Source organism: Salipiger mangrovisoli (assembly GCF_015223355.1).
Lineage (GTDB): Bacteria > Pseudomonadota > Alphaproteobacteria > Rhodobacterales > Rhodobacteraceae > Salipiger > Salipiger mangrovisoli.
The window spans coordinates 1-11,935 of sequence record NZ_JADFFK010000020.1; the positions used below are offsets into that span (position 1 = coordinate 1).

11 protein-coding genes are annotated in these 11,935 nt (G+C 67.9%); 9 read left to right on the top strand and 2 right to left on the bottom strand.

Features of this window, described 5'->3' with window-relative positions; translation table 11 throughout:
- The first annotated feature begins 203 nt into the window (after positions 1-203).
- Positions 204-1,553: an MmgE/PrpD family protein gene (locus IQ782_RS22015; RefSeq protein ID WP_194136827.1), complete on the top strand. Its 1,350-nt coding sequence runs from the start codon at positions 204-206 to the stop codon at positions 1,551-1,553.
- A gap of 12 nt (positions 1,554-1,565) precedes the next feature.
- Here IQ782_RS22015 and IQ782_RS22020 read toward each other — a convergent pair whose 3' ends face one another.
- Positions 1,566-2,495 carry a LysR family transcriptional regulator gene (locus IQ782_RS22020; RefSeq protein WP_194136829.1) on the bottom strand — a complete coding sequence of 310 codons (930 nt, stop codon included), beginning with the start codon at positions 2,493-2,495 and terminating at the stop codon, positions 1,566-1,568.
- The gene (locus tag IQ782_RS22025) at positions 2,492-3,619 is read right to left on the bottom strand and encodes a zinc-binding dehydrogenase (protein ID WP_194136831.1); all 1,128 of its coding nucleotides are present in this window, start codon (positions 3,617-3,619) and stop codon (positions 2,492-2,494) included. The genes IQ782_RS22020 and IQ782_RS22025 overlap by 4 nt, the downstream gene beginning before the upstream one ends.
- 185 nt (positions 3,620-3,804) lie before the next feature.
- On the opposite strand from IQ782_RS22025, the gene IQ782_RS22030 reads away from it, so the two are divergent.
- The 8 genes from IQ782_RS22030 to IQ782_RS22065 all read left to right on the top strand — a co-directional run bounded on the left by IQ782_RS22030 (position 3,805) and on the right by IQ782_RS22065 (position 11,923).
- A complete protein-coding gene (locus IQ782_RS22030; protein ID WP_194136832.1) occupies positions 3,805-4,800 on the top strand; it encodes a cyclase family protein in 996 nt (331 codons plus the stop codon).
- 29 nt (positions 4,801-4,829) lie between these two features.
- Positions 4,830-6,119 carry an ABC transporter substrate-binding protein gene (locus IQ782_RS22035; RefSeq protein ID WP_194136833.1) on the top strand — a complete coding sequence of 430 codons (1,290 nt, stop codon included), beginning with the start codon at positions 4,830-4,832 and terminating at the stop codon, positions 6,117-6,119.
- A gap of 111 nt (positions 6,120-6,230) precedes the next feature.
- Positions 6,231-7,136 carry a branched-chain amino acid ABC transporter permease gene (locus IQ782_RS22040; protein ID WP_194136834.1) on the top strand — a complete coding sequence of 302 codons (906 nt, stop codon included), beginning with the start codon at positions 6,231-6,233 and terminating at the stop codon, positions 7,134-7,136.
- A 9-nt stretch (positions 7,137-7,145) separates the two neighbouring features.
- On the top strand, positions 7,146-8,171 hold the full coding sequence (locus IQ782_RS22045; protein WP_194136835.1) for a branched-chain amino acid ABC transporter permease: 1,026 nt from the start codon (positions 7,146-7,148) through the stop codon (positions 8,169-8,171).
- Complete coding sequence (locus tag IQ782_RS22050) at positions 8,168-8,947, top strand: ABC transporter ATP-binding protein (RefSeq protein WP_095883093.1); 780 nt, start codon at positions 8,168-8,170, stop codon at positions 8,945-8,947. Before IQ782_RS22045 ends, IQ782_RS22050 begins: the two co-directional genes overlap by 4 nt.
- Entirely contained in the window at positions 8,947-9,627 is a 681-nt protein-coding gene (locus IQ782_RS22055) for an ABC transporter ATP-binding protein (RefSeq protein WP_194136836.1), read from the top strand. The genes IQ782_RS22050 and IQ782_RS22055 overlap by 1 nt, the downstream gene beginning before the upstream one ends.
- On the top strand, positions 9,624-11,093 hold the full coding sequence (locus IQ782_RS22060) for an aldehyde dehydrogenase family protein (protein ID WP_194136837.1): 1,470 nt from the start codon (positions 9,624-9,626) through the stop codon (positions 11,091-11,093). Before IQ782_RS22055 ends, IQ782_RS22060 begins: the two co-directional genes overlap by 4 nt.
- A gap of 80 nt (positions 11,094-11,173) precedes the next feature.
- Complete coding sequence (locus tag IQ782_RS22065) at positions 11,174-11,923, top strand: glucose 1-dehydrogenase (RefSeq protein ID WP_194136838.1); 750 nt, start codon at positions 11,174-11,176, stop codon at positions 11,921-11,923.
- The last annotated feature ends 12 nt before the right edge of the window (positions 11,924-11,935 follow it).

The window sequence follows — 11,935 nt, forward strand, 5'->3', positions numbered from 1 at the left end:
GAAACCGCAATCTCCGTCCTCATCCGCGCCGGAGTGACGTGAAAAACACCCGCAAAAACCGCCCCGGGGCTCGGCCGGGGCGGCGAACGGCCCACAGGCGATCTGCCGGTCAGAACTTCGGCCGATAGCCGGCAGAGCCAAGAGCTATTGGCTAAGGACGCAGGCGGGCGGGATGGTGGCGGTGAAGAATGAAAGGTCGCCGCATGTCCGAAGCAACTCTCGCCACGTCGCAACCCGCTGTCGCCGACCCGCTCGACCAGTTGATCGCGCTGGCGGCGTTGTCACCCGAGCGCTGCCCCGCAGAGGCGCTTGCGCTGGCCAGGGTCTCGCTTCTCGACTGGCTGATCTGCGGCATCGCCGGGGCCGGGGAGCCGGTGGCGGCAAGGATGCGTGCCTTCGCCGCGGCGGAGCAGGGCGGGGGGGCTGTCGCCTCGGTGTTCGGCGGCGGCCGCGTCCCCGCGCGGATGGCGGCGATGGTCAATGGCACCATCTCGCATGCGCTGGACTATGACGACACGCATTTCGACCACGTCGGCCACCTCTCAGTCGGCATCTACCCCGCCGCGCTCGCCATGGCCGAGGCGCAGGATGAGAGCGCTGCCGCGCTGGCCGCGGCGTTTCTGGTCGGCGCGGAAAGCGCGATCCGCATCGGGCGGGTGCTCGGGGTCGCGCATTACAACCGCGGCTTTCACCAGACCGCGACCGCCGGGGCCTTCGGAGCGACCGTCGCCGCCGGGCGGCTCGCGCGGCTCGAGGCCGCCCAGATGCGCGTCGCACTCAGCCTCTGCGCGACGCGGGCCTCCGGGCTCAAGAGCCAGTTCGGCACCATGGGCAAACCGCTCAACGCGGGGATCGCCGCGTCGAATGGCGTCGAGGCCGCGCAACTGGCCGGGCTGGGGCTGAGCGCGGCCGACGACGGCATCTTCGGCCAGCAGGGCTTTGTCGAGACCCATGCGGATGCGCCCGGCCGCTTCCTTGGCGGGCTGTCCGAGATGCGCTTCATGGACAACCGGTACAAGTTCCACGCCTGCTGCCATGGTCTGCACGCGATGATCGAGGGACTGCGCGGGATTGCCGGGCGGATCGACATCGCGCAGGTCGAGAGGCTGCAGGTGCGGACCAATCCGCGCTGGCTGAGGGTCTGCGATCTGAAGGCGCCGCGCACCGGGCTCGAGGTGAAGTTCAGCTATGCCTGGCTTGCGGGCATGGTGCTCCGCGGGCTCGAAACGGGCGACGGCGGGCTCTACACCGATGCTCTGGCGGGAGATGCAGAGCTGGCGGCCTTCGCGTGCAGGGTGGAGGTCACGGGCGACGCGGCGCTTGGCGACCAGCAGGGAGCGGGCACGCTGATCCTGCGCGACGGCACGCGGATCGGCTACACGCACGATCTTGCCGCTCCGGTTCCGCCGGGCGAGCTGATGCAGCGCGTCGCCGAGAAGGCCCGGACCGTTCTGGGGGCCGGTGCCGCGCCGCTGCTTGCGTTGGCCGAGCGGATCGAGGCCGATCCCCAGAACGTCCCAGCCCGCGAGATCGGAGCGCTGATCCGCGCGTGAAGTCGCGGCGTGTCAGACCAGCGAGCCCTCCCAGATGCCGCGCTGCACCAACTCGCGCGCCACGTCGAGCGTGACCTGCTCCACCGCCCGGCAGGCCCGTGTCATGACCCGCGCCGGGTTGGACACCAGGTAGACCGGCCGCATCATCGTGGGCGCGACGATGGGAGCGCGCAGCAATTCGCCGCGCTGGACGAAATCCTGCGCCGCGACCGGGGCGAAGATCGTGTAGCCCGAGCCGCGTGCGACCAGTTCCTTGATCTGCGTCATCGCGTCCATCTCGACCACCACGTTGAGCTTGATCCCGGCCTTGCTGCAGTAACCCTCGATGGTGTTGCGCAGACCGTTCGAGGGCAGGATCATGTCGAGCGGTTGCAGCTCGGCAAGGGGCACGGGGGTGCCTGGCGGCGTGTCCAACGGCCAGGCGTCGGGCGCGGAGTAGAAGAACAACTCCTCGTCCATGACATGGGTCGCGCGCAGGTGGCCGGCATCGGTGAGGTCGTACAGAAATCCGATGTCGACGGTGCCGTCCTCGATCCAGGTCTTGAGGTAGCCGCTCATCGCCTCCACCGCGCGCAGCCGGACCTCGGGCAGTTCGAGCCGCACGGTTTCGGCCAGCGGCACCGACATGACCATCGAGCAGGAGGGAGGCATGCCGAAGCCGACCCTGCCCCGCACCACGCCGCCCAGCTCGCGCATGTCGGCGATGCAGCGGTCGAGGCTGTCGCAGATCCGCCGCGCGTGCTCGACGAAGACATGCCCCTCCTGGGTCAGCAGGGTGCCCCGCGGCGAGCGGTCCATCAGCTTGACGCCGAGCTCCTCTTCCATGCGCTGGATGTGCTGCGAGAGCGAGGGCTGCGCGACGCCGATGTTCTGCGCCGCCGCCGAGATCGACGGCGCATCGGCGATGGCAAGGAAGTAGCGCAGCTGGCGAATGTCGATCATCCGTCGAACTCGATCACCTGGCGGATCGCCGTGCCCTGATCGAGCTGGTCCATCGCGCGGTTGATGTCGTGCAGCTTGAGCCGGTGGGTCAGCATCTTCTCGACCGGCAGCTTGCCCTGCGCGTGCAGCGAGAACATCCGCGGCAGGTCGCGCTGGGGCACGCAGGATCCGATGTAGCTGCCCTTCAGCGTCCGCTCCTCGGCGACAAGTTGCAGCGCGTTGAGCGCCATCCGCGCGTCCGGATGCGGCAGTCCGGCGGTGACGGTGGTGCCGCCCCGGCAGGTGCAGCCCCAGGCGGTCTCAAGCGCCCTGGTCGATCCGGCAAGCTCGAGCGCCACGTCGACACCGCCGCCGGTCGCGTCGCGCACCGCCTCGATCGTATGCGCATCCGCCTTCACCACGCGTGTCGCTCCCATCTCCAGCGCGGTCTGCATCTTGCTCTCGAACGGGTCGATGGCGATGACCTCGCCCGCGCCTGCCGCCACTGCCCCGAGCACCGCCGAGAGGCCGACCCCGCCGAGGCCAAAAACCGCGACCTTCGCGCCGGGTGTCACCCGCGCCGTGTTGAACACCGCGCCCGCGCCGGTGAGCATGGCACAGGAGAACAGCGCCGAGATGTGCGGCGCCAGATCCACCTCGACCTTGACCAGCGATTGCCGGGCAAGGACAGCATGGCTGGCAAAGGCAGACACCCCGACGTGATGGTTCACCGCGGCGCCTTCCATCGACAGGCGGCGGTGCCCGGTCATCAGCTCGCCCACCGCGTGGTGCTTCGCGGCACGGGTGCAAAGCGCCGGACGTCCCTCGGCGCAAGGCAGGCAGCTGCCGCAGCCCGGCGCGAAGATGCAGACCACGTGGTCTCCGGGGGCAAGATCGTCGATGCCCGCGCCGACCTCCTCGACATAGCCCGAGGCCTCGTGCCCGAGCACCATCGGCACCGGGCGCGGCCGGGTACCATTGATCACCGACAGGTCTGAATGGCACACGCCGGCGGCGGCGACACGGATCCGGACCTCGCCCGGCCCGGGGGCGGCAAGGTCGAGCTCGCGCACCTCCAATGCCTTCGCAGCGTCGAAATCGCGTTCAACTCCCCCGTGCAGGAGCACGGCAGCCTCGATCTTCATCCTTGTTTCCTCCCAAAAGCCAGAGCGGCACCTTCCGACGCTCAGGCTAAGGCTTCGGGCGCGCGCCGGAATACCTTTCCCTTGGGGCATAGCATAAACCTATGACCGGAAGTGCGCCAAGGTATTGGCGGCGGTTCGCCTTCTGACCCTAGGCTTTCTCACATCTCAAGCTCTGGGAGGAAGCTATGGGTACTCAATCAAAAGTTGTGCGCGCCGTCCGCGGTGGCGCAGTGAGCGGCGCGCTTGGCCTGATCGCGGCGGGGCTGCTTCTGGCGGTGTCGGGGGAGCGCGTGGCGGCGCAGGACTGGGTGCAGAGCCCGTGGGGCGCCGATGACGAACTTGGTGCAGCCAACCTGATGACGCCCGAGCGGGTGAAGCTGGCCGCCGAGCTGGTGACCGAGGGCAAGGTCTATAGCCTTGGCATGATCGTCGGGCCCGACACGCCCGCCTTTCCGCCGCGCAGCCTGTCACTGACCGTGCTGCAACCGGGACAGAACGGCAATTCCGGGCTCGGCAACAACAATTTCACCTACAACGACGACATCTTCATGGGCTGGCTCGGCATCGGGCCTCAGATCGACGGGCTCGGCCACGCCGGGGTCGATCATGTCTACTACGGCGGCCGGACCTATGGCGATTTCGCCCCGGCGTCGGGGCTGACCGAACTGGGGCTGGAAAAACTGCCGGGTCTCGTGGGGCGCGGTGTGCTGCTCGACATGGCGGCCTACTACGGCACCGAAATGGTCGAGGAAGGCACCGCCTACACCAAGGAGGACATCCAGGCCGCCGCCGAGGCGCAGGGCGTTGAGCTGCGCGAGGGCGACGTGGTGCTGTTCAACTCGAACTGGATGGACCTTCTCGACGGCGACGCGCCCGATCCGCAGCGCTTCGGTGCCAAGGAGCCCGGTGTCGGCGTGAGCGGGGCGGAATACCTTGCAGAGATCGGCGTCATGGCCGTGGGCGCGGACACCTGGGGCATGGAAGTGGTGCCGGCCGAGACCGAGGGAGACGCCTTCCGCGCGCATCAGATCCTGCAACCCGAACACGGCATCTACATCCTCGAGAACATGGACACCCGCGCGCTCGCCGACGACGGCGTGCACGAGTTCCTGTTCGTGCTGGGGCAGGCCCGTCTGCAGGGCGCCGTGCAGATGATCATCAACCCGATCGCGATCCGCTGATCGGGACGGACTCAGGGAGGAGACCACCAATGAAGAAGCTACTGACCACATCGGCGCTCCTGGCGGCGCTGCCGCTGACCGCCATGGCGGCGGACAAGCCCGCCGCGCTGAAAATCGGCATGACCACGTTCCTGACCGGCCCGGCCTCGGTCTTCGGAGTGCCGGCGCGCGACGCGATGGACATCTTCGTCGCCAACCTCAACGCCGAAGGCGGCATCAACGGCGTGCCGATCGAGGTGACCTACATCGACGAGGGCGCGGGTGCCGAGGCGCTGACCTCGGAATTCCGCCGCGTGGCGCAGACCGAGGGTGCCGAGGTCATGCTCGCCTCGATCTCGTCGGGCAATTGCCAGACCCTCGCGCCGCTGGCCGAGGACCTGAAGGTGCCGAACCTGATGTGGGACTGCGGTACGCAGCGCATCTTCGAGGAGCACAGCTACGACTACGTGTTCCGCCCGCAGGGCAACGCCACCTCCGAGATGCTTGCGGCGGTCGCCTACCTGCTGAAGACGCACCCGGATTTCGAGACCATCGCCGTGGTCAACCAGGACTACGCCTGGGGCCGGGACAGCTGGGACATCTTCCACACCGCGCTCGAGGCGATGAAGCCGGGCGTGAAGGTGGTGGGCGAGTTCTTCCCCAAGTTCGGTGCGCCGGACTTCTCGACCGAGATCTCGCGCCTGCAGGCGCTGCGGCCGGACGTGGTGCTCTCGACGTCCTGGGGCGGCGATCTCGACACCTTCGTGCAGCAGGCTTTCCAGCGCGGGCTGATGAACACCTCGACCTTCGTGCTGCCGCTGGCGGAAAGCTCGCTGGAACGGCTCGGCAGCAGCCTGCCCGCGGGTCACGTCGTCGGGGCGCGCGGGGATCACTACTTCCTGCACCCCGAGCGCCGCGACGATCCCGACTTCAAGGGCTTCATGGAGCAGTACAAGGAAGCCACCGGCGACATCCCCGTCTACTCGGTGTTCCACGCCAGCCAGGCCTTTGCCGCGCTGAAGACCGCCTACGAGAAGGCGATCGCCGACAACGGTGTCGACTGGCCGGATGAAGACCAGCTTCTGGCGGCGCTCGATGGGCTCGAATTCCAGGGGCTGGGACGGACGCTGCACCTGCGGGAAGACCATCAGGGCGTGGAGTCGCAGCTCATGGGCACCAGCGCGCAAACCGGCGAGTACCCCTTCGCGACGCTCGAGAACATCATGATCTTCGACGGCGAAGGGCTGCTGCCGCCGGTCGGAGAGACCTCGACCGATTGGATCAAGGGACTTGATGCGAGCTTCGTCGACGGGCTGGCGGTCGAAACCTACGACAATTGAGGCCGCGCGATCCGGCACCTGTGCCGGATCACTCATCCGACTGGGTCAGGGAGAGCGCCGCGGGCGCTCTCCGGGTCCACCCGGAACGGCCCACCAACAAGAGGCGGTCCCATGAACCTGACCATCTTCCTGCTCGCGCTCTTCGACGGCATTTCCTACGCGGCGCTGGTCTTCATCGTCGCGCTGGGGCTGACGCTGATCTTCGGCGTGATGCGTATCCTCAACGTCGCCCATGGCTCGCTCTACGCCATCGGCGCCTATGCCACGGTCTCGCTGACCGGCTTTTTCCTCGCGCTCGGCTTCGCGCCGGTCTTCGCCTTCCCGCTGATGCTGGTCTCGGCGGTGCTGGTCGGCGTGCTGCTCGGCGGGCCGATCGAATGGCTGCTGCTGCGGCGGATCTACGACAAGCCCGAGGTGTTGCAGCTGCTGGTGACCTTCGCCGTCTTCATGATCCTCGAGGACGTGCAGCGGCTGGTCTGGGGCACCCAGCCATATTTCCAGGCGAGCGCGCTCCAGGCGCTTGGCAACGTCACGATCTTCGGCGTGACCTACACGGTCTACCAGCTGATCCTGTTGCCGCTGGTCGCCATCGCGCTGCTGATCGGGCTGCGCTTCTTCCTGCGCCACACGGTGATCGGCAAGCTCATCCTGGCCACGACCGAGGACCGCGAGGCGGCGCAGTCGATCGGCATCGACGCCGACCGCGTGTTCCTCTTCACCTTTGTCGTCGGCGCGGTGCTGGCCGGGCTCGGAGGCGCGCTTGCATCGCCCACCACCTCGATTCTGCCGGGCATGGGCGCGGACATGATCGTGCTCTCCTTCGCCGTGGTCGCGACCGCCGGCCTGGGGCAGATCGGCGGAGCCGCGATCGCGGCGCTGATGATCGGCCTCGGGCGGTCCTTCGCCGTCTACGTCTGGCCCGAGGTCGCCGTTCTCGTGCCCTATCTCATCATGGTCCTGGTCCTGCTGGTCCGCCCCGAGGGGCTCTTCGGCAGCCCTGTCGCCCGCAAGATCTGAGGACGCGACATGAGCGAAATCTCCCAACACTCCACCCCGCGGCGCGCCGCGAAATCCGGCGGCATGCCCTCGCTGCGCGCGCTGCTGACGCTGCTGGCGGTGCTGCTGCTGGCCGCGGTGCCCTTCATCGCCCCGTCGATGCAGCTGCTGATCAACCTCGCGCTGGCCAAGGGCATCGCCGTGCTCGGCGTCACCGTGCTGCTGCGGGCCGGGCAAGTCTCTTTCGGCCACGCGCTGTTCTTCGGCATCTCGGCCTATGCCGGGGCCTTCCTGATGGCCTCGCTGCCGGGGGCGGACCTGATCCTCGTGCTCGTCGCCGGGGTGCTCGGCGCGGCGCTGAGCGGGCTTCTGGTCGGGCTCTTCGTGGTGCGCTACCGGGGCATCTTCTTCGGGATGCTGAACCTGGCCTTCTCGATGATCTTCTGGTCCATCCTCGAGAAGTTCTATCATGTCACCGGCGGTGCCGACGGCATTCGCCTGCCCCGCCCGACGGTGCTGGGCATGGTGCTGGAGCGGTCGGGCTTCGAGGCGGTGATCTTCTACCTGTCGATCGCGCTGATGGTGCTGCTCGGCTGGCTCACCCTGCGCTGGTTCGTCTCGCCCGTCGGGCAGATCTTCCAGAGCCTCAAGACCAACGAGACGCGGCTCGAATACCTCGGCCTTTCGCCGAAACGGGTGCTGCTCTCGGGCTACCTGCTCTCGGCCGTCCTTTGCGGTGTTGGCGGTTCGCTGATGGCGATGACCCAAGGCGTGGTGACGCCGGAATACGTCTGGTGGGTACGCTCTGCCGAAATGGTCTTCATCGCCGTTCTGGGCGGCGCGGGCTCGGTGCGCGGCGCCTTCATCGGCGCGCTGATCTACGAGATCGTGCGGGTCTATGCCTCTGCCTTCGCCGGCGACATCTGGCAGATGCTGCTCGGGGGCTTCCTGTTGGTCATCATCCTCTTCGCGCCGAAGGGAATCATGGGCATCGCCGACGGGCTCATTCACCGTGGCGGCAAGCGCCGCGCCACCACCGCGGAGGAGGCACGATGACCGCGACCAACAAGGCGGGCACCGCCAAGCCACCGCTGCTCGAAACCCGCGAGCTGATGATCAAGTTCGGCGGGGTGACAGCAGCCAACAATGTCTCGATGCAGATCGAGGCGGGGCGAAATCTTGCCATCATCGGCCCCAATGGCGCGGGCAAGACGACGTTCCTCAACATCTGCACGGGCTGGATCAAGCCGCGCTCGGGCAAGGTGTTCCTCGAGGGCGAGGACATCACCCCGCTGCCGCCGCGCAAGATCGTGCGGCGCGGCGTGGCGCGGGCCTTCCAGATCCCGCAGCTGTTCACCGAGCACACCGCGCTCGAGAACCTGCTGATCTCGGCGGCAGCGCGCGAGGGGCTGCGCAACCCGCTGCAGAACCTGCACAACATCCGCCAGCGGGACGAGATGATGCACCTGCTCGACCTCGTGCATTGCACGGATGTGGCCGACCGGGTGGTGGTCGAGCTCTCGGAAGGGCAGCGCAAGCTGATCGACATCGCCGTGGCGCTGGCGCTGAAGCCGCGGCTGCTGCTGATGGACGAGCCGACCTCGGGGGTGGCCTCGTCGCAGAAGCACGAGGTGATGGAGATCCTCGTCGGCGCGCTGGCCGAGGCCGGGGTGACCTCGGTCTTCGTCGAGCACGACATGGGCATCGTCGCCCGCCATGCCGACGAGGTGGCGGTTTGGAACGCGGGCAACGTGCAGCTGCGCGGCACGCCGCAGGAGATACTCGAACATCCCGACGTGATCCGGGACGTCATCGGCGAGGAGGTGGCCTGATGCTGGAATTTCGCAATGTGACCGCCTCGATCGGCATCATCGAGATCCTGCGCGACCTCAACTTCCGCATAGAGCCCGCCGAGACGCTGGCGCTGATCGGGCGCAACGGCGCGGGCAAGACGACGCTCTTGCGCACCGTCATGGGTTTTACCAAGGTTCGCGGCGACATCCTCTTCGACGGCAAGCCGTTGACCTCGGTGGCGCCGCCGAAGCGGCCGGGTCTGGGGATCGGTTATTCGCCCGAGGATCGGCGGCTGTTCTCGGCCTTCACCGTCGAGGAGAACATCCTTCTGCCCGCCGATGCCGCGCGGCTCGGCGCGGCAGAGACGAAGCGGCGGCTCGACAAGGTCTACGACATCCTGCCCGAACTGAAGGAGATGGCGGGCCGCCCCGCCGGCAATGTCTCGGGCGGGCAGGGCAAGATGGTCGCCCTTGCGCGGGCGCTGATGCTGGGCAAAAGGCTGGTGATGCTGGACGAGCCCTTTCAGGGCCTCGCCCCGGCGCTGGCGCTGCGCTACGCCGACGCGCTGCGCGCCCTGCGCGACAGCGATCGCAGCATCACCCTCATCATCACGGAATCCAATCCCTCGCTGCTGCGCGGCTTTGCCAGCCGGACGCTGGTCATCGAACGCGGCGAGGTCAGTGAAGGCTCGCTCGATCCGGAAAGGAAAAGCGCATGAAAGATTTCCCCGTCAGCAAGCGCAGCCTCGTGCTGCCGAAGCCGCTCAACCTCATCGGCAGTGACTTCCGCCCCGCTGCGTCGGGGGCCGAGATGGAGGTGCTCTCGCCGCTCGATGGCCTGGCCTTCACCACCATCGCCGACAGCGGCCCCGAGGACGTGGATGCGGCGGTCGCGGCCGCCCGTGCCGCTTTCGACGGCGGTGCCTGGAGCAAGCTCTCGGCGGCCGAGCGTGGCCGGCTCATGTTGAAGCTCTCTGCTCTGATCCTCGAACACGCCGAGGACCTGGCGCAGCTCGAGACCGCCGACAATGGCAAGCCCATCGTGCAGGCCCGCGCCGACATGCAAGTGACTGCGCGCTACTTCGAGTTCTATGGCGGCGCCGCGGACAAGGTGCACGGCGAGATCATCCCCTTCCAGCCCGGCTACAACGTCGAGGTGCAGCGCGAGCCGCATGGCGTGACCGGCCACATCATCCCCTGGAACTACCCGGCGCAGATGTTCGGCCGCTCGGTCGCCCCGGCGCTGGCGATGGGCAATGCCACCGTGCTCAAGCCTGCCGAGGATGCCTGCCTCACGGCGCTGCGCATCGGCGAGCTGGCGGTCGAGGCGGGCTTCCCGCCCGGCGCGCTCAACATCGTTACCGGGCGCGGCGAGATCGCCGGCAAGGCGCTCTCCGAGCATCGCGGCATCGACTTCATTTCCTTCACCGGCTCGCCCGAGGTGGGGGTGATGATCCAGACCGCGGCGGCGCGCAACTTCATCGGCTGCACGCTGGAGCTGGGGGGCAAGTCGCCGCAGATCCTGTTCGAGGATGCCGACGTTGAAGCGGCGATCCCCGTGGTGGTCAAGGCGCTGATCCAGAACGGCGGGCAGACCTGCTCGGCGGGCTCGCGGGCGCTGGTCCACCGCAGCCTCTGGGACCGGGTCGTGGCCGAGCTGAAGACCATCTTCGAAGGCATCGAGGCCAGCGCTTCGGACGAGGCGGCGGTGCTCGGCCCGTTGATCTCGGCGAAGCAGAAGCGCCGGGTCGAGGGCTATATCGCCGATGCAGACGCGCCGCTGATCGCCCGCGGTGGCATCGCTGCGGAGGCACCCGAGAGTGGCTACTACGTGGCGCCCGCCATCTTCGGGCCCTGCGCGCCCGAGGCCCGGATCGCGCAGGAGGAGGTCTTTGGCCCGGTGCTGGCGATGATCCCCTTCGACGACGAGGCCGAGGCGATCCGCATCGCCAACGGCACCGACTACGGGCTGGTCGCGGCGGTCTGGACCCGCGACGGGGCCCGGCAGCAGCGTGTCGCCAAGGCGCTGCGCTGCGGGCAGGTGTTCATCAACGGCTACGGCGCGGGCGGCGGGGTCGAGCTGCCCTTCGGCGGCATCCGCAAGTCCGGCCACGGCCGCGAGAAGGGCTTCGCGGCCCTGCTGGAGTTCTCCCACATCAAGACGGTCGTGAACAACCACGGCTGATCGGCCGGGACTGCCAGAGAGATCAAACGACTGTGCCGGCCCGTGGGGGCCGGCCCGAAAGACATGGCTAGGAGAAAGACGTGAGACTTAAGGGCAAGACAACCATGATCACCGGCGCGGCCTCGGGCTTCGGCAAGGGCATCGCCGAGGTCTACATCCGCGAGGGGGCGAAGGTCGCCGTGGTCGACCTCAACGCCGAGGGCGCGCGCGCCGTGGCCGCGGAGCTTGGCGAGAACGCCATCGCGGTCACCTGCGACGTGTCGAAGGCCGATCAGGTCGAGGCGGCGGTGGCGCAGACCGTCCAGGCCTTCGGCAGCCTCGACATCGTGGTCAACAACGCCGGCTGGACCAATCCCAACCGGCCGCTGATGGACACCGACGAAGAGACCTTCCGGCGGATCTACGACATCAACGTGCTGTCGATCTTCCACATGACCAAGACCTGCGTGCCGCTCTGGCGCAAGCAGGGCGGCGGGGTGATGCTGAACGTCGGCTCGGTGGCGGGCATCCGGCCGCGGCCCGGCCTGACGTGGTACAACTCTTCCAAAGGCGCGGTGAACATCATGACCAAGTCGCTGGCGGTCGAGCTGGCACCGGACCGGATCCGCGTCTGCGGCATCGCGCCGGTCATGGGGGTCACCGGGCTGCTCGAACAGTTCATGGGCATGCCCGACACTCCGGAGAACCGTGCAAAGTTCCTCGCGACGATCCCCATGGGCCGTTTCTCCGAGCCGCGCGACGTGGCCAATGCCGCGCTCTACCTTGGCTCGGACGAGGCCGATTTCATCACAGGGGTGATCCTCGAGGTCGACGGCGGTCGCACCGTCTGAGGCGCCAACCGA

What these genes read in the sequence shown, in the direction of transcription:
- IQ782_RS22030 (WP_194136832.1), top strand. Translation starts at nt 3,805, where the DNA reads ATGGGTACTCAATCAAAAGTTGTGCGCGCCGTCCGCGGTGGCGCAGTG.
- IQ782_RS22040 (WP_194136834.1), top strand. Translation starts at nt 6,231, where the DNA reads ATGAACCTGACCATCTTCCTGCTCGCGCTCTTCGACGGCATTTCCTAC.
- IQ782_RS22050 (WP_095883093.1), top strand. Translation starts at nt 8,168, where the DNA reads ATGACCGCGACCAACAAGGCGGGCACCGCCAAGCCACCGCTGCTCGAA.
- IQ782_RS22055 (WP_194136836.1), top strand. Translation starts at nt 8,947, where the DNA reads ATGCTGGAATTTCGCAATGTGACCGCCTCGATCGGCATCATCGAGATC.
- IQ782_RS22035 (WP_194136833.1), top strand. Translation starts at nt 4,830, where the DNA reads ATGAAGAAGCTACTGACCACATCGGCGCTCCTGGCGGCGCTGCCGCTG.
- IQ782_RS22015 (WP_194136827.1), top strand. Translation starts at nt 204, where the DNA reads ATGTCCGAAGCAACTCTCGCCACGTCGCAACCCGCTGTCGCCGACCCG.
- IQ782_RS22045 (WP_194136835.1), top strand. Translation starts at nt 7,146, where the DNA reads ATGAGCGAAATCTCCCAACACTCCACCCCGCGGCGCGCCGCGAAATCC.
- IQ782_RS22060 (WP_194136837.1), top strand. Translation starts at nt 9,624, where the DNA reads ATGAAAGATTTCCCCGTCAGCAAGCGCAGCCTCGTGCTGCCGAAGCCG.
- IQ782_RS22020 (WP_194136829.1), bottom strand. Translation starts at nt 2,495, where the DNA reads ATGATCGACATTCGCCAGCTGCGCTACTTCCTTGCCATCGCCGATGCG.
- IQ782_RS22025 (WP_194136831.1), bottom strand. Translation starts at nt 3,619, where the DNA reads ATGAAGATCGAGGCTGCCGTGCTCCTGCACGGGGGAGTTGAACGCGAT.